The sequence below is a fragment of the Stenotrophomonas koreensis genome (genome assembly GCF_001431525.1).
In the GTDB taxonomy this organism is placed as follows: Bacteria; Pseudomonadota; Gammaproteobacteria; order Xanthomonadales; family Xanthomonadaceae; genus Stenotrophomonas; species Stenotrophomonas koreensis.
Genome location: NZ_LDJH01000005.1, coordinates 107,854 through 130,031 on the forward strand (window position 1 = coordinate 107,854; position 22,178 = coordinate 130,031).

The 22,178-nt window shown below is 66.0% G+C and carries 18 protein-coding genes and 1 tRNA gene; 12 read left to right on the forward strand and 7 right to left on the reverse strand.

Annotation, left to right across the window (positions count from 1 at the left end; translation table 11 throughout):
• Positions 1-12: 12 nt before the first annotated feature.
• Complete coding sequence (gene ribA / locus ABB25_RS02000; protein ID WP_057662996.1) at positions 13-1,152, reverse strand: GTP cyclohydrolase II RibA; 1,140 nt, start codon at positions 1,150-1,152, stop codon at positions 13-15.
• Positions 1,153-1,224: 72 nt separating this feature from the next.
• Entirely contained in the window at positions 1,225-2,142 is a 918-nt protein-coding gene (locus ABB25_RS02005; protein ID WP_057662999.1) for a lauroyl acyltransferase, read from the reverse strand.
• Between the two features lie 62 nt (positions 2,143-2,204).
• On the opposite strand from ABB25_RS02005, the gene dtd reads away from it, so the two are divergent.
• From dtd to ABB25_RS02020, 3 genes are all read left to right on the forward strand, one after another.
• The gene (gene dtd / locus ABB25_RS02010) at positions 2,205-2,645 is read left to right on the forward strand and encodes a D-aminoacyl-tRNA deacylase (RefSeq protein WP_057663001.1); all 441 of its coding nucleotides are present in this window, start codon (positions 2,205-2,207) and stop codon (positions 2,643-2,645) included.
• 86 nt (positions 2,646-2,731) lie between these two features.
• A complete protein-coding gene (gene rpoD / locus ABB25_RS02015) occupies positions 2,732-4,594 on the forward strand; it encodes an RNA polymerase sigma factor RpoD (RefSeq protein WP_057663004.1) in 1,863 nt (620 codons plus the stop codon).
• A gap of 135 nt (positions 4,595-4,729) precedes the next feature.
• Positions 4,730-4,805: transfer RNA gene (locus ABB25_RS02020), tRNA-Ile, on the forward strand.
• A 62-nt stretch (positions 4,806-4,867) separates the two neighbouring features.
• On the opposite strand, the gene ABB25_RS02025 is transcribed toward ABB25_RS02020, so the two are convergent.
• Positions 4,868-6,024, reverse strand: a protein-coding gene (locus ABB25_RS02025) for an IS3 family transposase (protein ID WP_152980924.1) whose coding sequence is annotated in 2 segments (ribosomal slippage) — positions 4,868-5,784 and positions 5,784-6,024 — 1,158 coding nt in all. Because the reading frame shifts where the segments join, the coding sequence is not laid out codon by codon here.
• A gap of 350 nt (positions 6,025-6,374) precedes the next feature.
• Between ABB25_RS02025 and ABB25_RS02035 the strand changes: the two genes are divergently transcribed.
• Positions 6,375-9,038 (forward strand): diguanylate cyclase domain-containing protein, encoded by a 2,664-nt coding sequence (locus tag ABB25_RS02035; protein ID WP_211259277.1) that lies wholly within the window; start codon positions 6,375-6,377, stop codon positions 9,036-9,038.
• Between the two features lie 166 nt (positions 9,039-9,204).
• Here ABB25_RS02035 and ABB25_RS02040 read toward each other — a convergent pair whose 3' ends face one another.
• The gene (locus ABB25_RS02040) at positions 9,205-9,993 is read right to left on the reverse strand and encodes an autotransporter outer membrane beta-barrel domain-containing protein (RefSeq protein ID WP_057663011.1); all 789 of its coding nucleotides are present in this window, start codon (positions 9,991-9,993) and stop codon (positions 9,205-9,207) included.
• Positions 9,994-10,295: 302 nt separating this feature from the next.
• Between ABB25_RS02040 and ABB25_RS02045 the strand changes: the two genes are divergently transcribed.
• The 3 genes from ABB25_RS02045 to hemC all read left to right on the forward strand — a co-directional run bounded on the left by ABB25_RS02045 (position 10,296) and on the right by hemC (position 12,731).
• Positions 10,296-10,967: an alpha/beta hydrolase gene (locus ABB25_RS02045; RefSeq protein WP_057663014.1), complete on the forward strand. Its 672-nt coding sequence runs from the start codon at positions 10,296-10,298 to the stop codon at positions 10,965-10,967.
• Between the two features lie 72 nt (positions 10,968-11,039).
• Positions 11,040-11,762 (forward strand): LytR/AlgR family response regulator transcription factor, encoded by a 723-nt coding sequence (locus tag ABB25_RS02050; RefSeq protein WP_057663017.1) that lies wholly within the window; start codon positions 11,040-11,042, stop codon positions 11,760-11,762.
• A 48-nt stretch (positions 11,763-11,810) separates the two neighbouring features.
• Complete coding sequence (gene hemC, locus ABB25_RS02055; protein ID WP_057663255.1) at positions 11,811-12,731, forward strand: hydroxymethylbilane synthase; 921 nt, start codon at positions 11,811-11,813, stop codon at positions 12,729-12,731.
• Positions 12,732-12,824: 93 nt separating this feature from the next.
• Here hemC and ABB25_RS02060 read toward each other — a convergent pair whose 3' ends face one another.
• Positions 12,825-13,643 (reverse strand): DUF481 domain-containing protein, encoded by an 819-nt coding sequence (locus tag ABB25_RS02060; protein ID WP_057663020.1) that lies wholly within the window; start codon positions 13,641-13,643, stop codon positions 12,825-12,827.
• Between the two features lie 96 nt (positions 13,644-13,739).
• On the opposite strand from ABB25_RS02060, the gene ABB25_RS02065 reads away from it, so the two are divergent.
• Positions 13,740-14,708: a helix-turn-helix transcriptional regulator gene (locus ABB25_RS02065; RefSeq protein WP_057663023.1), complete on the forward strand. Its 969-nt coding sequence runs from the start codon at positions 13,740-13,742 to the stop codon at positions 14,706-14,708.
• 4 nt (positions 14,709-14,712) lie between these two features.
• Here the strand turns inward: ABB25_RS02065 and ABB25_RS02070 are convergent, their stop codons facing one another.
• Positions 14,713-15,324 carry a lipocalin family protein gene (locus tag ABB25_RS02070; RefSeq protein WP_057663025.1) on the reverse strand — a complete coding sequence of 204 codons (612 nt, stop codon included), beginning with the start codon at positions 15,322-15,324 and terminating at the stop codon, positions 14,713-14,715.
• Between the two features lie 486 nt (positions 15,325-15,810).
• Here ABB25_RS02070 and ABB25_RS02080 point away from each other — a divergent pair, with 486 nt between their 5' ends.
• Positions 15,811-17,907, forward strand: a complete 2,097-nt coding sequence (locus ABB25_RS02080; protein WP_057663030.1) for a prolyl oligopeptidase family serine peptidase — start codon at positions 15,811-15,813, stop codon at positions 17,905-17,907.
• Between the two features lie 78 nt (positions 17,908-17,985).
• Here the strand turns inward: ABB25_RS02080 and ABB25_RS02085 are convergent, their stop codons facing one another.
• Positions 17,986-19,170: a pyridoxal phosphate-dependent aminotransferase gene (locus tag ABB25_RS02085; RefSeq protein WP_057663032.1), complete on the reverse strand. Its 1,185-nt coding sequence runs from the start codon at positions 19,168-19,170 to the stop codon at positions 17,986-17,988.
• A 79-nt stretch (positions 19,171-19,249) separates the two neighbouring features.
• On the opposite strand from ABB25_RS02085, the gene ABB25_RS02090 reads away from it, so the two are divergent.
• From ABB25_RS02090 to lptM, 3 genes are all read left to right on the forward strand, one after another.
• Entirely contained in the window at positions 19,250-21,382 is a 2,133-nt protein-coding gene (locus tag ABB25_RS02090) for a S9 family peptidase (RefSeq protein ID WP_057663035.1), read from the forward strand.
• A 115-nt stretch (positions 21,383-21,497) separates the two neighbouring features.
• The gene (locus ABB25_RS02095; protein ID WP_057663038.1) at positions 21,498-21,911 is read left to right on the forward strand and encodes a YbaN family protein; all 414 of its coding nucleotides are present in this window, start codon (positions 21,498-21,500) and stop codon (positions 21,909-21,911) included.
• Between the two features lie 38 nt (positions 21,912-21,949).
• Complete coding sequence (lptM, locus tag ABB25_RS02100) at positions 21,950-22,174, forward strand: LPS translocon maturation chaperone LptM (protein WP_057663041.1); 225 nt, start codon at positions 21,950-21,952, stop codon at positions 22,172-22,174.
• The last annotated feature ends 4 nt before the right edge of the window (positions 22,175-22,178 follow it).

Below are 22,178 nucleotides of genomic sequence, written 5' to 3' on the forward strand. Positions count from 1 at the left end.
CCAGCGCCTGCGTCAGCGTTGGGCCGCGGCGATCAGTGAGTCCACATCCAGGTGATGGCCGGCACGCGCCGCCTTGGTGCGCAGGTAGTGCTCGTTTTCGCAGGTGACCTGGCCGGTGACTGCCGTGCACTGGACCACTTCAATCCCGGCGGCGGACAGGCGCGCGGCCTTGCTTGGGTTGTTGCTGAGCAGCTCGATGCGTTCGATGCCCAGGCCCTTGAGCATGGCCACGGCGGCGTCATAGCGGCGGCCATCGGCACCAAAACCGAGCTGTGCATCGGCATCGATGGTGTCCAGGCCTTCGTGCTGGTAGCCATAGGCGCGCATCTTGGCGGCAATCCCGGTGCCGCGGCCTTCCTGGTCCAGGTACAGCAGCACGCCGCCGCCCTTGGCCTTTATCGCGGCCAGGCCCTGGCGCAGCTGGTCGCCGCAATCGCATTTGAGCGAACCGAACAGATCGCCGGTCAGGCAGGACGAGTGCACGCGCACCGGAACCACGTCGGCCATATCCGGGTTGCCCACCACGATGGCCACCTGGTCACGTTGGGCGATGCCGCCGCGGAAGACCACGAATTCGCTCCAGCCGATCTCGCGCAACGGCACCGGGGTGCGTGCGACCAGTTCGTAGTGGTCGCCGGCCGGGGCCTGCAGCAACCGTTCGATTGGCAGCAGGTAGGCATCGCGCCAGCCGGGCAGGTCCTGCTCCAGCGGCAGGACCACCAGCGCCGGCAACAACAGCGCCAGCCAGGCCAGTTCAACGGCGGCCTCGTCCAGGTCCGGTTGGCCGGCCTGGGCCTGTGCCAGCAGCGCGTCCGGGGCCGTGCCCGGGCGCAACCAGGCCAGGGCCGGCAGCGCGTCATGCGCAATCCCGGCCAGCGGCAGGCGCAGGCTGTGGCCACGTCGATCGCCCAGGACGGCGGCACGCTCGGCGGTGATCAGCAGCTGATGCTGCTGCCCGGCGCTGGCAGCAAAGGCGGCATAGCTGGCCGGGGTGGCGCAGTCCAGGGCAAGCACCACCAGCTGGCGGCCATCGCTGGCGCCCAGCCGTACCGGCCGCCCGGCGCGTAATTCGGCCACTGCGCGCTCGCAGGCCACGGCCGCAGGGTTGCCAAAGAGGGGGGAGGTCAGGGCGCTGGAGGTGGGAGAGGTCATGGCAGCTTTATCGGGGTGTGCGGACGCGGCAACAAGCCGGCAGGGGTGTGACACAGTGTTGCGCCGTGGCCCTCAGCGGCGGCGCAGGTCGGCATAGGGGTTGGCCTGGCCGCTACCGGCCGGGCGCAGGGTGTAGCGCTTGTAGGTCCATTGGTACTGCGTCGGGTTGCGACGCACGATCGCCTCGATATCGGCATTCAGGCGCGCGGTGGCCGCCAGGGTGTCGGCGCTGGCCAGTTCCGCCGGGGCCGGTTCCACATGCAGGCTGAACTGCAATCCATCACCCTGGCGCTCGCACCAGGCATACAGCAGGTCGGCGCCGGTGCGTGCGGCCAGCCGGTTGACCAGGGTCATGGTCAGTGCATCGATGCCAAAGAACGGTACGAACACGCCATCGCCCTGCTTGGGCTGCTGGTCGGGCAGGATGCCGACGGTGCCGCCGGCCTTCAGTGTCTTGAGCATCTGGCGCACGGCCGGGCCTTCGGCCGGGATCTGGGTGATGTTCTCGCCACCGCGTGCGCGTTGCAGGAAGGCATCGCCGACTGCTGAATCCGGTGGTGCATACACGATCGAGACCGGCCCGCGCGAGGCCAGCCATTGGTTGAGCATTTCCCAGTTGCCGTGGTGCGGGGCGATCACGATCAGGCCGCGGCCGCTGGCGTGGGCCGCGTCATACAGCGCCTGGCCGTGGCGCTGGCGCAGGCAGCGGTGCAGGTTGTCGGCCGGACGGTGGGTCCACAGGTACAGGGTTTCCAGTGTTTGGCGGGCGGTGGCGCGCATGGTCTGGCGCAGCATCTGCTCGCGTGCAGCGGCATCCAGCTCCGGGAACACCAGTTCCAGGTTGCGCCGGGCCACCCGGCTTTCGCGGGCATTCAAGCGTTGCCACAGGCCCGCCAGGCCGTCGGCCAGCAGACGCAGGACCGGCCAGGGCAGGCGGGTGAAAACGCTGGTGAGCCGGAAGATCAGTCCGGCCTTGGTAGAAGCATCCATCGCACAAGTTTAGCCGCTGCAGCCACGTGATATCGTCGCCGCCCCTGTTGCGTGGAGTTGTCATGCTCGCTTTGATCCAGCGCGTAAGCCAGGCGCAAGTGACGGTGGATGATCAGGTCGTCGGCGCCATCGGCCCGGGTCTGCTGGCCCTGGTGGCCGTGGAGCCGGGCGATGACAGTGGCCAGATCCGCCGTCTGGCACAGCGCCTGCTGGGCTATCGGGTGTTCTCCGATGCGGCCGGAAGGATGAACCGTTCCCTTGCCGATACCGGCGGTGGCTTGCTGCTGGTCAGCCAGTTCACGCTTGCCGCGGACACCCGCTCCGGCACCCGTCCGGGGTTTTCCACCGCCGCACCACCGGAGGAGGCTGAACGTGCTTTCAACGAACTGGTGGCGATCTGCCGTGAAAACCACCCGCCAGGGGTGGAAACCGGGCGTTTTGGCGCCCATATGGTAGTGAGCCTGGTCAATGATGGCCCGGTCACCTTCCTGCTTCGTCCCTGACTGCCCGAACCACCGCCGGGCAGGCGCGGCGCATGCTGGTATAATGCTAGGTCCTTTTTACCCACAGCCGGTGGCGCGAGCATTACATGGCCAACGAACGTCCTGCCCAGCATTCCGACATCAAGAAACTGATCAGCAAGGGCCTGGAACAGGGCTACCTGACCTATGCCGAAGTCAACGATCACCTGCCCGACGACATGGTCGATCCGGAGCAGATCGAGGACATCATTGGTCTGATCACCGGCATGGGCATCGATGTCCATGAAGTCGCCCCCGACGCCGATACCCTGCTGCTCAACGACGGCAGCACCGGCAACCGCGAAGTCGACGATACCGCCGCCGAAGAAGCGGCTGCCGCGCTGACCGCGCTGGATACCGAAGGTGGCCGTACCACCGACCCGGTGCGCATGTACATGCGCGAGATGGGTACGGTGGAACTGCTGACCCGCGAGGGCGAAATCGCCATCGCCAAGCGCATCGAGGAAGGCCTGGGCCAGGTGCAGGCGGCACTGGGCACCTTCCCGATCACCGTCGAGGCGCTGCTGGCCGATTACGAAGCGCACAAGGAAGGCAACAAGCGCCTGGCCGAGGTCATCGTTGGTTTCAATGACCTCAGTGCCGACGAGCCGGCACCGCCGGCCGCGGTGGTCAGCGATGACAGCAGTGACGCCGATGCCGACGCCGAGGACGAGGCTGACGACGATGTCGCCGATGCCGAGGAAGAAGCCGGTCCGACCGGTCCGGATCCGGCCGAAGTGGCTGCGCGCATGGAAGAACTGGCCGCGGCCCATGGCCGCTTCCTGAAGGCACAGGCCAAGGGTGAGACGCCGGCCGTACTGGCCAAACTGCGCGAGGAAACCTCGGCGATTTTCGTCACCCTGAAGTTGCCGCTGCCGCTGACCGACGTGCTGGTCGGCATGCTGCGCAACACGATGACCGCAGTGAAGACCCAGGAGCGCCGTGTGCTGCACCTGGCCACGGTCACTGCACGCATGCCGCGCAAGGACTTCATCCGCTCCTGGGAAGGCAACCAGACCAACCTGGAGTGGGTCGAGGATGCACTCAAGCGCAAGCAGAAGTGGTCTTCGGCACTGCGTGAGGTCAAGGACCAGATCATTGCCGAGCAGCTGGCTACCCAGCAGGTGGAAAAAGACACCCGCCTGACCCTGGACGAGCTGAAGGAAATCTCCAAGGTGATGGCCTATGGCGAAGCCAAGGCGCGCAAGGCCAAGAAGGAAATGGTCGAGGCCAACCTGCGCCTGGTGATCTCCATCGCCAAGAAGTACACCAACCGCGGCCTGCAGTTCCTGGACCTGATCCAGGAAGGCAACATCGGCCTGATGAAGGCGGTGGACAAGTTCGAATACCGCCGCGGCTACAAGTTCTCGACCTATGCCACCTGGTGGATCCGCCAGGCGATCACCCGCTCGATCGCCGACCAGGCGCGCACCATCCGCATCCCGGTGCACATGATCGAGACGATCAACAAGCTCAACCGCATTTCCCGCCAGATGCTCCAGCAGTACGGCCGCGAGGCCACCCCGGAGGAGCTGGCCAAGGAAATGGACATGCCCGAGGACAAGATCCGCAAGGTGATGAAGATCGCCAAGGAGCCGATCTCGATGGAAACCCCGATCGGCGACGACGAGGATTCGCATCTGGGCGACTTCATCGAGGACACCAACGTGATGTCCCCGGTCGATGCCACCACCGACATCAACCTGCAGGAAACCGTGCGCGACGTGCTCGCCGGGCTGACCCCGAGGGAGGCCAAGGTGCTGCGCATGCGCTTCGGCATCGACATGAACACCGACCACACCCTCGAGGAAGTGGGCAAGCAGTTCGATGTCACCCGCGAGCGCATCCGCCAGATCGAAGCCAAGGCCCTGCGCAAGCTGCGCCACCCGACCCGTTCGGAGCAGCTGCGTTCGTTCCTGGATATCGACTGAGTACCCGCAGCGGTATGAGTGAAACAAAAGCCCCGCGATGCGGGGCTTTTGTCTGTTGTCGCGATGAACCGGCTTGCCGCCGCTGTGTGGGTGGTTCACCAAAAGCTGCCCGGGCACTACACTGTGCAGCTGGCCGGGCCTATAGCTCAACGGTTAGAGCAGAGGACTCATAATCCTTTGGTTGCAGGTTCGAATCCTGCTGGGCCCACCAATCAGTTCAAAGACTTAGGCTGCCTTCGGGCGTCCTTCGTTCGTTCTGGCCTCTCCAGGGTTCTACCCCGAAATCACGGACTGTTTGGAAAGGGCTGAAAACTTTTGGTCCTGCTTGACCCGGCGCCGTCGCATCCTGGGGTTGTGGCGGCGCTCGATGTATTCGAACACATCGGACCTGGCGGCATCGAGTGTTGGATACGTTGTGCGATAGATCCGTTCGCGTTTGAGCAGACCAAAGAACCCCTCGCAGGCGGCATTGTCGCCACAATGCCCCACCGCACTCATCGAGCAGAGCAGGCCGTTGGCGGCCAGGTAGTCCTGGTAATCACCGCTACGAAATTGGCTGCCTCGATCGGAATGCAGGATCAGCGGATGCTGCTCCTGACGCTGCCAAACCGCCATCTGCACGGCCCTGATCACCATCTGCCGGTCCTGGCGGTCATGCATGGACCAACCCAAAATGCGCTGGTCAAACAGGTCCAGCACGACGCACAGATACAGCTTGGCCTGCTGGGTCTTGATCTCGGTGATGTCGGTCACCCACTTGGTTTCCGGCTCCAGGGCGCTGAAATCACGCGCCAACAGGTTGCGCACGCCCGGCGGCGTCAGGGCCGGTTGGGCGCGCTGGCCACGCCGTTTCGGGCGCGGCCAGCCTTGCAGGCCGGCTGCCGCCATCAATCGGGCAACCCGGTTCCGACTGGCCGTCAACCCTTCCTCGACCAGATCTTCCTGCATGCGGCCGGCCCCCAATGTGCCCCGACTGTCCTGGTGCAGCGCATGGATACGGCCCAGCAGGCGCTCGTTGTCGCGCTGGCGGGCACTGGGCAGGCGCTTGCTCCAGTCGTAGTAGCCACTGGTCGAAACCCGCAGGCAGCGGCACATCAGGCGAATCGGAAACTCATCGCGGCAACGCTCGATCACCTGATACCTCAGGATGATCCCTTGGCAAAGAACGTCGCCGCTTCGCGCAAAAAATCCCGTTCCTTGGTGATCCGGGCCAACTCGCGCTTGAGCCGGGCAACTTCCTCGTCACGCGGGCTCCCGGTGCCAACAAAGGCGGCTTTCCCCGCCGTTTGTGCCTCCCGCTTCCAGCGGGTCAGCAGGCTGTCACGAATGCCCAGCTCACGGGCTACCTGGGCGCAGCTGACACCTGGCCGACTTGCTTGTTCCACTGCACCACGCTTGAACTCGGCACTGAACTTGCGACGCTTTGACATGAACACTCCTCATGGCCTGTATCGGCCTTCTTGTAAGTGTCCGTGAAATCGGGGGTGAACCCCCATTTCAAGAACAGCCAGCGCCGCGCATGTTTTTATCCCTGTCTGACTCGACCGGCGGGCGTACAAGCGTGCCCTGATGGGGCGGGCCCACGTGCCTGGACGGGCCCAGAAAGCAGCCAGTCGTTGATCCCGGGTTTCACTCCAGCCTGCTGCGCACCATTGCCTTGCTCCGGCTGGATCAGGACAAGGTGCCATTGACGGGGTTGCTGGCAGCCTGTCCCCGCCTGTAGTCAGGTATCGTTGCAGAACAACGACCCGAACCTCCGCTCACAGCCCAGGCAGAACCGGTGGCCAGCCATTCCAAGGTAGATCCCGTTGCGTTGATCGCGATGCCGTGGCTGATCGCGCTGCTGTGTGCCGGCGGGGTGGTGCTGGTGTTTTTTCTGGCCATCGAGCGCCAGGCCATCGAGGCCCGGGAGCGGCAACATCTGCAGCAGCAGGTGCGGGTCATCAACGACAATCTCAGCCAGCAGCTTGAGGCGATGAATCGCGCGCTGGAAGCGGTGATCGATGACGCCGGGCCATTGCCTGTATCGGCGGAGCATGTGCAGCGCACCCAGCGCCGACTGAAGGCCTTTTCCCGCGCAATGATCGGTGTGCGGACGATGGCCATGGTGGATGCCCGCGGTAACGTCATCGCCGCCAGCCGTGACGGGCTGCTGGGGCGCAATTTTTCCGAGCGCGACTATTTCCGCGCGGCACGCAGCGCCACTTCGCCCAATACGCTGATCATCAGCCCGCCCTACACCACTGCGTTGAATGTCTGGGCCATCACCCTGGCCCGCGTGATGGTGGATGCCCAGGGCAATTTCGCTGGCATTGTCACCGCCACCCTGGATCCTGAGGCATTCACCACGCTGCTGGAGTCGGTTCGCTACACATCCGATGTTTCGGTGACACTGGCACACGGCGACGGTCTGCGCTTTTTGATGGTCGGGCAGGCCGCTGGCCTGGCCGATCCGGACATGGCCCGGCCCGGTTCGCCGCTCAGCAGCCGCCTGCAAAGCGGTGAGGCGGCCACTGTGTTCAGTGGTGCGCTGGTCGAAGGGGGGCCGGTGCAGTTGATGACCATCCACACCGTGCAGCCGGCTGCGCTGCAGATGGACAAGCCATTGCTGGTGGCCGTGGCGCGCAGCCGCGCTGCGGTTTTTGCCGACTGGCAATACAAAGCCGTGGCGCTGGCGGTGGCTTATCTGGTGTTGGCTCTGCTCGCGGCCGGCTGGCTGCGTTCGCGCCATCAGCGTCGCCTGCAGCGGTTGCAGCAGGAGCGGGCACTGGCGGCGATGAACGCCGGCTTTGAAGCGCGCTGGCGTGCGGTGCTGGAAGCCACCAATCAAGGGGTATGGGACTGGGATACGGTGACCGACAAGGTGTTCTTCTCCCCGGTGTGGAAGGCGATGCTGGGCTGTGCCGAGGATGAGGTCGGTGACAGCCTTGAGGAATGGCGCTCGCGTGTCCATCCCGATGATCTGGTAGCGGCCCAGCAGGTGCTGCAGACCCATCTGAAGGGGGAGACCGGGGTGTATGAGCATCTCTACCGGATGCGGCACAAGAACGGCAATTACTTGTGGATCCATGATCGCGGCGGCATCGTCGAGCGGGATGCGCAGGCCCGGCCGTTGCGTGTCATCGGCAGTTGTACCGATGTCAGCCAACAGCGCCAACAGCAGCAAACCCTGGACCGCTTGACCGCCAACGTTCCCGGGGCGCTCTACCAGTACCAGCTGGAGGCCGACGGGCATGGTTTTTTCCCGTATGTCAGTGCGGCCATCCAGGACATCTACGCCTGTCGGCCCGAAGACCTGCAGCAGGATGGCAGCCAGGTGTTTTCGCGGATCCATCCAGACGATCTGCAGGCGGTCAGGGATGGCATCGAACAGTCGGCACGTACGCTGGAGCTTTGGCTCAGCGAATACCGGGTCTTCCTGCCCGGGCGGGGGGAGCGTTGGATCAGTGGGCGTGCCAAGCCGGAATTGCTGGCCTCAGGCGCGGTGCTGTGGCACGGCTACCTCCAGGATGTCACCGAGGCCAAGCAACAGGCCATGCAGCTGCAGGAAACCGAGCGTCTGCTGCGGCACCTGATGCAGGAAATGCCGATCGGCCTGCTGATGGTGGATGGGCAGGGCCAGGCCTATTACGTCAACCGGCGTTTCCAGCAGCTGTGTGGTTATTCGCTGGATGAGCTGTCGGCACCGGAGCAGTGGTGGCTGCTGGCCTACCCCGATGCTGACCAACGCGCCCGGGCAAGGCATATCTGGGAACAGGCGGTGGCGCAGGCAGACAACAACGGGGGTTACATTCCCGACCAGAGCTATACGATCACCACCCTGGAGGGCCTGCAGCGCACGCTTCGCATCGGGGGTATTACCTTCGGCAATCATTTCCTTGCCACCCTGGTCGATGACACGGAACAGCAGGCGGAAAATGCCTTCTTCCGCGGGCTTGCCTACAACGATGGCCTTACCGGGCTGGCCAACCGGCGTCGCTTCGATGAGTTGTTCGAAGCCGAATGGCAGCGTTGTCGTCGCAGCCAGAGGCCGCTGGCGGTGCTGATGATCGATATCGATCAGTTCAAGCGTTACAACGATACCTATGGTCACCCGCAAGGGGACATCTGCCTGCAGCAGGTTGCCGATGTGCTGCGCCAGGGATGCCGGCGTTCGCATGACCTGGTCGCGCGCTATGGTGGCGAGGAGTTTGTCTGCCTGCTGCCGGAGTGTGACCTCGATGCAGCGCGTGCCCAGGCCCAGGCGCTGCGCCTGGCGTTATTCGAGCGGAGCATCGAGCACAGTAGCGCCGATGTAGCGCCGGTGGTCACGATCAGCATTGGCGTGGCCTGCCTGATTCCGGATGCCCAGTCCACGCCACAACAGCTGCTGGCAATGGCCGATGCCAACCTGTATCGGGCCAAAGCCAATGGTCGCAATCGCGTGGACGACGGCGGGCAGTGATTGCACGGCGCCTTGCTGATGACCGTTGCGGTCGCAGCGGCTGGTCACCAGATGGCCACTGCTGGCCCTGCAGATACTGGCTATGCGCCAGGTCAGGCCCGCAGGCCGGCGCCACGGCAGGGCGGGCAGCAACGGCGGGAGCGGCTCTCCCGCCGTTGGCCAGGGCTCAGAAGTCCCAGCGTGCGCTGATGCTCACCGGCACCGACAGGCGCTTGGCGTCATCGTTGATGCTGCTCAGGCCCAGGCCGCCGATATCGCGGTCATCACCGTCGAGCTTGGCGATGTAGCGCAGGCCGGCCTGTGCGGTGATGCTGAAGTTGTCGCTGACCGGGAACAGCACACCGACATCCACACCGGCCGAGGCCGACCAGCTCTGCTCGGTGAAGCGGGCGTTGGGGATGGAGATGGCAGCAGCGGGGATGTCAAAGCTGGCCTTGATCGCGTCGGTACGGGTGGCGCCCAGACGGCCGGCGACGAACGGGCGGATGCTGCCCGGCTGCAGGAAGTAATGGCGGTAACCCAGCTCGGCGCTGTAGCTCTTGTAGGTGCTGAAGTTGCCGTAGACCGGCAGCTCGGTATCCAGCGCCGGTACGAAGGCGCCGCCAACCTGCACGTTGCCCTGCGAGGCACGGGTGTGACGGATCTGACCGAACACTTCGGAACGGTCGCTCAGGCCATAGCCCAGTTCCAGGCCGTAGCTGTCGGCGCGGTCGTAGATGCGGTCATGCGAGCGCGGCTGGATGCGCAGCTCGGCCGAGACCCCGGCCAGGTCCGGGTTGAGCGGGCCCAGGTCCGGCACCGGGGCGGTCGCACCGCCGTGCACGTCACCGCTGGTGGGAATGTCGGTGCCACCAAAGACCGAGAAACTCAGCTTGCCGGCTTCAGGACCGGAGGCGTGTGCACTGGTGGCAGCGGTCAGGCCGGCCAGGACGAGAGCAAAAGCAGTACCTTTCATGCGGATTCTCCCAGGGGAATGAAATTTGCGGCGCTATGCCACTGACCAGATACGGGCGCTGATGGGTTTTGGATGCGCCGCGGGAGCCGGGTTGGCTGGCTGGTGTGGTCCGGCCAGACCCTGACCCGGGGGCGGTGACAGATGGCCGGGCGGTCACCCCCTGTGCGTGGCAGCGGGTGCGCCGGCATCAGGCATGGCACGCCCGCTGCCGGGCTGTACGCCAGCAGGGGTGGGCGGCGCGGGCTGGCCGCTGCACCGTCCCGATCAGCGGCTATGCTGTGTGCTTTGTGCGCGGAGGTCCCATGTTGCTTGAAACCATTGAACGCCAGACCGGCGACAACCCGCAGTGGAGCGTGATCTGGCTGCATGGCCTTGGCGCGGACGGCAATGATTTCGTGCCGATCGTGCCGGAGCTGGTGCGTCGGCACTGGCCGGCGATGCGCTTTGTGTTCCCGCATGCGCCGGTACGTGCGGTGACCATCAATGGCGGCGCGCGCATGCGCGCCTGGTACGACATCGTCGGCATGGACCTGGCCTCGCGCGCGGACACTGCCGGTGTGGCCGAGTCGATCGCACAGGTCGATGCCCTGATCCAGCGTGAGGTGCAACGCGGGATCGCGCCGGCGCGGATCCTGCTGGCAGGTTTCTCCCAGGGCGGTGCCATCACCCTGTCCTACGGGCTGCAGGCCACCACCCCGCTGGCGGGCCTGGTGGCCATGTCCACCTATCTGCCGGATCCGGCCAGTGCCGCCTCGCGGCTGGTGGCCGGTGCCACCGCCCAGCCGGTGTTCTTCGCCCATGGCAGCGCGGATCCGGTGGTGCCGTTGGCGCTGGGCGAGTTGAGCATGCAGACCCTGCGTGGGCTGGGCTTTACGGTGCAGGGTCATCGTTATCCAATGGCCCACCAGGTCTGTGGCGAGGAAATCAAGGACCTGGCCGACTGGATCGAACAGCGTCTGCAGCTGCCGGCCTGATGCCGCGGCGGTGACGCCTGTCAGGACACTGGTTACCATGCAGTGGAGCGGAGCAAGGGAGCTGGCAACGGCATGAAGGTGGTTATCGTCGACGACGAGAGTCTGGCGCGCGAGCGTCTGCGCCGGTTGTTGGCCGAGCATGCCGATGTCCAGCTGGTCGCCGAGGTCGACAGCGGCGCCGCGGCGATTGCCGCCTGCCAGGCACATGCACCGGATGTGGTGCTGCTGGATATCGCGATGCCGGGCATGGACGGGCTGCAGGCGGCCCGGCAACTGGCCCAGCTGCAGCCACCGCCGGCGGTGGTGTTCTGCACCGCCTATGACGCCCACGCCCTGTCGGCCTTCGAAGCGGCGGCGCTGGATTACCTGATGAAGCCGATCCGCCCCGAGCGCCTGGCCAGCGCGCTGGCTCGCGTACGTACCTTCATGGCCGGGCAGGGGCGTGAAGGTACCCGGCAGGCCGGGCCGCGGCAGCATCTGTGCGCGCGCCTGCGCGGCAGCCTGCGGCTGATCCCGGTCGCCGATATCCGCTACCTGCAGGCCGAAGAAAAATACGTGGTGGTCCACCATGCGCGCGGCCAGGATCTGGTCGAGGATTCGCTCAAGACGCTGGAAGATGAGTTCGGCACCCGCTTTGTGCGTATCCACCGCAACTGCCTGGTCGCACGCGACCAACTGCTGGAGCTGCGCCGGCATCAGGGAGGGCTGCAGGCGGTATTGCGTGATGAGCCGCAGTTGCTGGAGGTCAGCCGGCGCTGCGCCCCGCAGCTGCGCCAGCTGCTCGATGGCGGCTGAGCAGCAGCCTGCACACCCGGGCGGCAGCCATCGGCGATAATGGTCAGCATGAAAACGCTACGTATCGCCACCCGTAAAAGCCCGCTTGCCCTGTGGCAGAGCGAACATGTTGCCGATCTGCTGCGTCAGGCCCACCCGGGTCTGGAGGTGGTGCTGGTGCCGATGAGCACCCGCGGGGACGAGGTGCTGGACCGCTCGCTGGCGGCCATCGGTGGCAAGGGCCTGTTCCTGAAGGAGCTGGAACTGGCCATGCTGCGGGGTGAAGCCGACTGTGCGGTGCATTCGCTCAAGGATGTGCCGATGGAGCTGGATGGCCCGTTCGTGCTGCCGGCCATCCTGCAGCGCGCCGATCCGGCCGATGCCTTTGTCAGCAACCGCTATGCCCGGCTGGAGGATCTGCCGGCCGGTGCGGTTGTCGGTACGTCCTCGTTGCGCCGGCAGGCGCAACTGCGTGCCTTGCGCCCGGATCTGCTCTGCCGTGACCTGCGCGGCAACGTCAATACCCGTCTGGCCAAGCTCGATGCCGGTGAGTACGACGCGATCCTGCTGGCCTGTGCCGGGCTGCAGCGGCTGGGCCTGGAGGCGCGCATCGCTTCGCGGCTGACCGCGCCGGCCTGGCTGCCGGCACCGGCGCAGGCGGCGGTGGCGGTGGAGTGCCTGGCTACCGATGCCGCGGCCATCGCGCTGTTTGCGGTGCTGGACCATGCCCCGACGCGGACCTGTGTCGAGGCAGAGCGGGCGATGAACCTGGCCCTGCATGGCAGCTGCCATGTGCCGGTGGCCGGGCTGGCCCAGTTCGAAGGCGACAACGGCCTGTGGCTGCAGGGCCTGGTCGGTGATGTGGCCCATGGCCGTGGCATCCGCGCCCAGGCCCATGGCCTGGCCGACCAGCCGCAGGCGCTGGGCGAGCAGGTGGCCCAGCTGCTGCTCGGTGCCGGCGCTGGCGCGCTGCTGGGCCGCCCGGAATAACCGGCCGCCACAGCGGTTGCGATACAACAACGGGACCGCAGGGTCCCGTTGTTGTTTTTCGATGCAATGCCGGGTGTGGGTAGCGGCAGGGGCTTATTTGTAGGTGTAGACCAGGTTGACCGTGGTCAGGGTATCGGTCTTGCGCTTGCCGTCGGCCACATCACTGTTGTGGCGGGCCTGCCAGCCGGCCTTCAGCGCCAGCCGGTCGTTCATGCTCACCGACAGGCCCAGGTCATTCTGCGCAAAGGTGTTGTAGGAGCCCGCTTCCACCAGCAGGTTGTTGCTCAGCGCGGTGTTGTCGGTGATCCGGTAGCGCAGGTCCAGCTGGCTGCGGCCGATCAGGCCGGTACGGGTCTGGTCGGTTTCTGCCTCGTGGGTACGCCGTACACCGGGGCCGAGCTGGGCATCGAGCAGCAGCTTGTCCGCATCGATCAGCCGGGTACCGTAGCCCAGCGAGAAGCTGCCCTGGCGGTCATAGGTGGCAAAGTCGTCGCGCTCGTAACGGGCGTTGGCGGTGAGCTGGCGGTGTTCGCCCAGCTGCAGGCCACTGGCGGCGGCCGCGCTGTAGCGGTAAGCGGTGGTCTGGCGGAAACGCTGGCTGCTGCCGTCATCCAGGGTGCGGGTGTACTCGGCGCTGCTGCGCAGGCCGAACAGGTCCATCGAATGGATCCAGTCGCCCTCGTTGTAGCGCAGGCGCAGCTTGCCGTTGAAGGTTTCAGAGGTGCTGTTGCCATTGGCCGAGGCAAAGCCCAGTTCACCGCCGCTACCGGACCAGGGCGAGGCAATGGCGGCAAGCTGGCTGGCATCCTGGGCAATGGCCAACGGACACACGGACAGGCCGAGCAGACAAATCACAAGCCGGTGTTTCACTAAACGTCTCCGGATATCGCACAGGGGGAAATGCCTTGGCATGATATCCGAGCCTCCATGGCTGACCGCTAACCTGCGCACCGCTGTGTGCACTGGCGTTTGGCCCATGGCCACCGTGTTCCGGAGACCGTTGTCGTCATGGATCGTTACGAGCGTATCAATGCGTTGCACCGCCTGCTCAAGGCTTCGCGTTACCCGGTGACGGTGGCGCGCCTGCAGGATGAACTGGGCTGTTCACGGGCCACGGTCTACCGTGACCTGGCGTTTCTGCGCGATGCGCTGATGGCTCCGGTGGAGGGTGATGGCGAGGCCGGTTTCTGCTATCGCAAGGACGAAAGCGAGCGTTTCGAGCTGCCCGGGATGTGGCTGAGCTCGGAGGAACTGCTGGCCTTGCTGGCTTCCCAGCATCTGCTGCAGCGCACCGGCGGCGGGGTGTTGTCGCAGATGCTGGCGCCACTGCAGCAGCGCATCGAAGGCCTGCTGGCCGCCCAGGCCGGGGTCACCCGCTGGCCGGTGGAGCGGGTGCGGGTGGTACCGCACCGTGGACGCAAGCTGGACCAGGCCAGTTTCCGCGCGGTGGCCTCGGCGGTGCTGGAGCGGCGCCAGTTGTCATTTGAATACCGTGCCCGTTCCACCGACCAGGCAACCAAGCGGCTGGTCTCGCCACAGCGCATCACCCACTACCGTGACAACTGGTACCTGGATGCCTGGGACCATGAGCGCCAGGCCCTGCGCAGTTTCGCGGTCGACCGCATCGGCCAGGCCCGGATCGGCAGCGAGCCGGCGCGGGATCTGAGCGAGCAGGAGCTGGACGGCCAGCTGGCGGCCAGTTACGGCATTTTTTCCGGGGAACCCAAGGGCTGGGCGACGATCCGTTTCAGTGCCAAGGCCGCGCGCTGGGTTGCCGACGAGCACTGGCATTCGCGCCAGCAGGGGCGGTTTCTGGACGATGGCCGCTATGAGCTCAAGCTGCCCTACAGCGTCTCGCGCGAGCTGTTGATGGACGTGCTGCATTACGGCGCTGACGCTGAAATCGTCGAGCCACCGATGCTGCGCGAGCAGGCCAAGGCGCTGTTGGCCCTGACCCTGAGCAATTACGAGGCCTGAGCCCTCAGCGCCTGCCTGGGGTTTCAAACCCCAGCCGGCCCTGCTGCTCCGGTGCCTGCAGCACCCGGCGCATGCGGTCGGTATTGACCCCGTGCTCGGCCAGCCGCTGCGTCAGTTCGAAATAACGGGTCTGGCTCATGTCCGGTTCGCGCGACAGGATCCAGGCCATGTCGCGGCCGGGGTAGCCCACCAGGGCCCAGCTGTAATCAGCGGCCACTTCCAGCACCTCGGTGCGGGTGGGGATGATCCGGTAGAACCAGGTCCGCCAGCGCCGGTTGCCGCTGTCCTGGTCCACCCGTGCGCGCAGGTTCAATACCTGTACCGGGGAGTCGAAGTTTTCCCGGTAGTAATAGTTGATCTGGACCTTGCCATTGGCCGGGTCCTCCAGGCGGTAGTCGTGATGGCTGGCGACATGGCCGCGTTCCACCGGGTTGGCGACCCGGCCGATCACATACCAGCGGCCCATGTAGTGCTGCAGCGACAAGGGCTGGCTGCTGCTGGGCTGCAGCGTGCTTTCGCTCGCGGCCGGTTCGGCGTCCTGCGCGGCGCAGAAAAACGGTGTCGACAGCAGCAGGGCGAGGGCAAGCGGGTAGGCGGCTGAACTTGGCTGGCGCATGAGACGTTTCTAACCCGGCAACAGTGGAAGTTGGGTCGCAGCGGGTGAGATCGGCGCCGGCCATGCTGGCGCCAACGACATCCCGCTGGAGGGTTGATGATGCCAAGGTTGAGGTTGCAATGGGGCTACCGTTCAGAATTATTTCCGGTTGCCGCGTATTGGCGGACCGGCCTGCGTGAGGCCTGCGTCCTCGGCGCCGTGGTGGTGGCGCTGGTGCCGGCGGCGCGCGGCCATCACGACTGGTTCGGCTGGCTGCCGCTGTGGTTGCTGGCAATGCCGGCACTGGCCTGCTGGCTGGTCCACGGCGCGCCCTGGCCGCGACTGACGCGTGCGGCTGCCGTTCCCCGCAGTAGCCGGCCGCGGCGTGCTGGCGTTGGCCAGGCCCGGCGCCTGCCCCGCCGGTTCGGCGGCGTAGTGACTACCGGCCGGGGCCAGCCGACGCTTGCCTGTGGTAGCGTTCGCGGCCAGTAAACCGGTGGAGTACCCATGTCCAAGATCGTTTCGGCCTGCCTGGCGGCAGGCATGTTTGCCAGTGGTGCGGCGATGGCCGCTGACAATGCCGACCCGTACCAGTGGCTGGAGGAGGTCAGCGGCGAGCAGGCGCTGGATTGGGTCAAGGCGCGCAATGCCCAGGCCGAAGCCCGGCTGGCCACCACCCCGGCCTTTGCGCAGACCGAAACGGCGATCCGGGAAGTGCTCGATTCCGATGCGCGCATCCCCGGCGTCTACAAGATGGGCGGCTACTACTACAACTTCTGGAAAGACAAGAACAACGCCCGTGGCATCTGGCGGCGCACCACCCTGGCCGAATACCGCAAGGCCGAGCCGGCCTGGGAAACCCTGCTGGACCTGGATGCACTGAACAAGGCCGAGGGCGAGAACTGGGTCTGGCACGGTGCCAACTGCCTGCGTCCGGCCTATGAGCGTTGCCTGATCGCACTGTCGCGTGGCGGTGCCGACGCCGATGTCACCCGCGAGTTCAACCTGGCCACCAAGTCCTGGGTGGAGGACGGTTTCTACCGCGCCGAGGCCAAGGGCGGGCTGGCCTGGATCGACCAGGACAACGTGTTTGTCTACACCGATTTTGGCGATGGCTCGATGACCACCTCCGGTTACCCGCGGGTGGTCAAGCAGTGGACCCGCGGCACGCCGATGGCCAGCGCCCGGGTGGTCTACGAAGGCCAGGCCGATGACATGTACATCGCCGCTATGCACGACGACACCCCGGGCTTTGCGCGCAGCTTCGTCTCGCGCACGCTGGCCTTCTACAACAACGAGCTGTACCTGATCGCTGACGGCGGCCAGCTGCAGAAGATCGACGCGCCCAATTCGGCCGAGAAGTCGGTCTTCCGCAACTGGCTGACCTTCGAGCTGCGCGAGCCGTGGACCATTGCCGGTACGCAGTACCCGGCCGGTTCGTTGCTGGTCACCGATTTCAATGCCTGGATGGCTGGCCAACGCCAGGTGCAGGTGCTGTTCACCCCGACCGACACCACCTCGCTGGCCGGCTTCACGTGGACCAACAGCCACCTGGTACTGAACGTGCTGGACGACGTGAAGAACCGGCTGGAAGTGTTGACCCCGGGGCAGGGCAGCTGGAGCCGTGCGCCGTTCGTTGGCGCGCCGTCCTTTGGCACGATCAGCGTCGGCGCGGTGGACCGCGATGAATCCGATGCACTGTGGATGACCGCGGCCGACTACCTGACCCCGAGCACGCTGTCGCTGGTGCAGATCGGCCAGCCGCCGGAAGTGCTCAAGTCGATGCCGGCCTTCTTCGATGCCGAGGGCAAGGTGATCAACCAGCACTTTGCCACCAGTGCCGATGGCACCCGGGTGCCGTACTTCATCGTCCACGACAAGGACATCACCCTGGATGGCAGCAACCCGACCCTGCTGTACGGCTATGGTGGTTTTGAAATCTCGCTGACCCCGGGCTACTCGGCCAGCATGGGTCGCGCCTGGCTGGCCCAGGGCGGTGTGTATGTGGTGGCCAACATCCGTGGTGGTGGCGAGTACGGCCCGCGCTGGCACCAGGCCGCACTGAAGGCCAACCGACACAAGGCCTACGAGGACTTTGCCGCGGTGGCGCGTGACCTGATCGCGCGCAAGGTCACCTCGCCGCAGCACCTGGGCGTGCAGGGTGGCAGCAATGGCGGCCTGCTCACCGGCAACATGCTCACCCAGTACCCGGAGCTGTTCGGTGCGGTGGTGGTGCAGGTGCCGCTGCTGGACATGCAGCGCTACCACAAGCTGCTGGCCGGGGCATCGTGGATGGCCGAATACGGCAACCCGGATACCAGCGATTGGGAATTCATCCGGACCTTCTCGCCGTACCACCTGTTCGATGCGGCCAAGGACTACCCGCCGGTGCTGTTCACCACCTCCACCCGCGATGACCGCGTGCATCCGGGCCACGCACGCAAGATGGCCGCGAAGATGATCGAAGCCGGCAAGGACGTGACCTACTACGAGAACATCGAAGGCGGTCACGGCGGGGCGGCCAACAATGCCCAGGCCGCGCACATGCAGGCGCTGGCCTACCGCTTCCTGTGGGAGCGTCTGGGCGGCAGCCAGGCTGAGTAAACCCCTGCCTTCGCTTGTGATCGACAACGCCACCGCAAGGTGGCGTTGTTGTCTGCGCCGCCTGCCGTGTCGCGGTCTTCAGCGTTGTTGCTGCCAGCGCTGCAGGCCGCGTTCGATCCGGCCAACCGCCTGCAGCAGGCGCTCCACCGGCTGGGTGTAGGCGATGCGCAGGTGGGTACTGGCGCCGTGCTGGCCAAAATCCACCCCTGGCGTCAGCGCCACGTGTTCGGTTTCCAGCAGGAAGTGGCACAGCACCTGGGCATCGTCGGTGAACGCGCCGACATCGCAATACAGGTAGAACGCGCCGTCGGGCACGCGCTCGATGCCCAGGCCGATGGCGCGCAGGGCCGGCAGCAGGGCATCGCGGCGGCGGCCGAATTCGGCCCGGCGTTGCTCCAGCAGCGCGATCGAATCGGGCTGGAAACAGGCCAGCGCGGCATGCTGAGCCATGCTCGGCGCACTGATGTACAGGTTCTGCGCCAGTTTCTCCAGCGCGGGGAGGGCCGCAGGCGGGGCCACCAGCCAGCCCAGGCGCCAGCCGGTCATGCCGAAATACTTGGAAAAGCTGTTCAGCACCCAGGCGTTGTCATCGACTTCGAGCACACTGGGCGCGTCCATGCCGTAAGTCAGGCCGTGGTAGATCTCATCGACCACCAGGTGGCCGTCGTGTGCGCGCACCGCGGCGGCAAGGTCTGCCAGTGCCTCGCGCCCGAGCACGCTGCCGGTCGGGTTGGCCGGCGAGGCGACCAGGGCGCCGACGCTGTCTTGGTTCCAGCAACGCTGGACATGCGCCGGGGTCAGCTGCCAGTTGTCGGCCGCGCTGACCGGCACCAGTTGCGCGCTGGCTTCGACCAGGCGCAGGAAGTGGCGGTTGCACGGGTAGCCCGGATCGGCCAGCAGCCAGTGCCGGCCCGGATCGACCAGGGCGCTGGCCGCCAGCAGCAGTGCGCCCGAGCCGCCCGGGGTGACCACCACCCGGGCCGGATCCACATCAACGTCGTAGCGCTGCTGGTAGAAACCAGCGATCGCCTGGCGCAGGGCAGGCAGGCCGAGGGCGGCGGTGTAGCGGGTGTGGCCGGCAGCCAGGGCGGCCTGGCCGGCACGGACCACCGGTTCGATCGTGGTGAAATCCGGCTCGCCGATTTCCAGGTGGATCACATCGTGGCCGGCTGCTTCCAGGGCCTGGGCCCGCGCCAGCAGGGCCATCACGTGGAAGGGGGCGATGTCGCGGCTGCGCGCGCTGAAGCGGGTCGGATCGGTCATCGGCTGATCCTAACCCAGCAACCACGCATGACTGGTGGCAAACTGCCTGCCTTGCAACGCATGGACCGCACCCAAACTTATGAAATCCCTTGTTCCCCTGTTGATGGCCAGCCTGATGACCCTGCCTGCCGCCGCCGCCGCCGCCGCCCTGCCGGCTGCCCCGGATGTTGAGAAGCGTCCGCACACCGTGACCGCCCCGCACGGCGCCAGCCGCAGCGATGAGTATTACTGGCTGCGCGATGACAGCCGCAGCGACAAGGACATGCTGGCCTACCTGAATGCCGAAAATGCCTACGCCGATGCGGTGCTGGCACCGCTGAAGCCGCTGCAGGAGGCGCTGTATGCCGAGATCGTCGGCCGCATCAAGCAGGACGATGCTTCGGTGCCGTACCGCGACCGCGGCTTCTGGTATTACACCCGCTTTGAAACCGGCAAGGACTACCCGATCCATGCCCGCCGCGAAGGCTCGATGGACGCGCCCGAGCAGGTCCTGCTCGACCTGAACCCGATGGCCGAGGGCAAGGGCTATTTCGCCGTTGGCGACATGCAGGTCAGCCAGGACAACCGCCTGCTGGCCTGGGCCGAGGACGATGTCGGCCGCCGCCAGTACACCATCCGCTTCAAGGACCTGAGCACCGGGCAGATCCTGCCTGACGTGATCCAGGGTGTCTCGCCCAATGTGGTCTGGGCCGATGACAACCAGACCCTGTTCTATGTCGAGAACGATCCGGAAACACTGCTCACCGTCCGGGTGAAGAAGCATGTGCTCGGCACCCCGGTCAGCAGCGATGCGCTGGTTTATGAAGAACACGATGACAGCTTCTACATGGGCATCGGCCGCACCACCGATGACCGCTTCATCACCATCGGGGTCGAATCCACGGTGTCTTCGGAACTGCGCTACGCGCCGGCCGCCAACCCGGAAACCTTCACCGTGCTGGCCCCGCGCGCGCGCGATGTCGAGTACGACGCCGACCACCATGAAGGCCGCTGGGTGATCCGCACCAACAGCAACGGCGCCAGCAACTTCAAGCTGGTCACCGCGCCGTCCGATGCCACCGCCAGCACCCAGTGGAGCGACCTGGTCGCGCATGACCAGGCGGTGCTGGTGGAAGGCTTTGACCTGTTCGACGGCTACATGGTCGTGGCCGAACGCGCCGAGGCGCTGGAGCGGCTGCGCGTGCGCTTTGCCGATGGCCGCGATCAGCTGATTGCCGCCGATGAGCCGGTGTATTCGATGGGCCTGTCGGTCAACGCCGAGCCCAATACCGACTGGGTACGTTACAGCTACACCTCGATGACCACCCCGGCCACCACCTTCGAGGTCAACGTGCGCACCGGCGAGCGCCGCCAGCTCAAGCAGCAGCCGGTGATTGGCTATGACGCCAGCAAGTACCAGACCGAGCGGGTCTGGGTGACCGCGCGTGACGGTGCCCGCATCCCGGTCTCGCTGGTCTACCGCAAGGGCTTCGTCAGGGACGGCACCGCCGCGCTGTACCAGTACGCCTACGGCAGCTACGGCATGTCGATGGACCCGGGCTTCAACCTGCCGGCGGTCAGCCTGCTCGATCGCGGCGTGGTGTATGCCATTGCGCATATCCGTGGGGGCGAGGAGATGGGTCGCAGCTGGTATGACAACGGCAAGCTGCTCAACAAGCAGAACACCTTCAACGACTTCATCGATGTCACCCGCGCGCTGGTGGCCCAGGGCTATGCCGCTGCCGACCGCGTCGGTGGTGCCGGCGGCAGCGCCGGTGGCCTGCTGATGGGTGCGGTGGCCAACCAGGCACCGGGCGACTACCGCGCGCTGATGGCCCAGGTGCCGTTCGTCGATGTGGTCACCACCATGCTCGATGCCTCGATCCCGCTGACCACCAACGAGTACGACGAGTGGGGCAACCCCGAGGACAAGGTCTACTACGACTACATCCTCCAGTACTCCCCGTATGACAACGTCAGCGCCCAGGCCTATCCGGCACTGTTTGTCGGTACCGGCCTGTGGGACTCGCAGGTGCAGTACTGGGAGCCGGCCAAGTGGGTGGCGCGCCTGCGTGATGTGAACACCGGCAAGTACCCGATCGTGTTCCGCACCAACATGGAAGCCGGCCACGGCGGCAAGTCCGGCCGCTTCCAGCGTTACCGCGAGATGGCCGAGTACTACGCCTTCATGCTCGACCAGCTCGGCGTGCCGGCACAGCCACTGGCCGACTGAGCCAGCGGCGGCGGTCCTCGAGCCGCCATCGACCACAACGGCCCGGGTGATCGGGCCGTTGTCCTGTCTGCCCGCGGCTTGCCACTGGGCACCTGCTCAGGCAACGTGCACGCCTATGTCTGCCCCGCAACCGCCCCGCCGTCCCCTTTCCCGTCCGCTGCGCTGGGCATGGTGTGCGCTGGCCTATGCCAGCCTGGCGCTGGGCATCATCGGCATCTTCGTGCCGGGCCTGCCGACCACGGTGTTCGTGTTGATCGCCGCCTGGGCGGCCACCCACGGCTCGCAGCGGCTGCACGACTGGCTGCTGGGTCACCCACGCTTCGGGCCTTCGATCCGCAACTGGCGCGAGCATGGTGCGGTCAGCCGGCGTGGCAAGAAAATGGCCACCGCCACGATGGCGGTGTGCGCGGCAATCACCCTGTGGTGCGTGCCGCTGCTCTGGGTCAAGGTGCTGTCGATCAGCTGCATGGCCGTGGTCTGCGGGTGGCTGTGGCGGCGGCCACTGCCACCTGAAGAACGCGCCGGCTGAGCGCGGCCAGCCCGCCGGGCAGTGGCTATACTGCGGCCATGAACATTTTCAAGCGTCCGATTTTCCGGGTGATGTGGGGCGGCCTGCTGGCCCTTGGCATCGTTGGCTGTGGCAACAAGGGCCCGCTGGTGCTGCCGGCCAGGCCGCCGGCGCTGGAACAACCGGCGCCGATGCCGGCCGAGCCAGTGGAACCGGCAGCCGCCGACACCGATGCGGTCGATTCCGGTGCTGCCGCTGACGGCCTCACCGAGCCGGGGCGCTGACGGT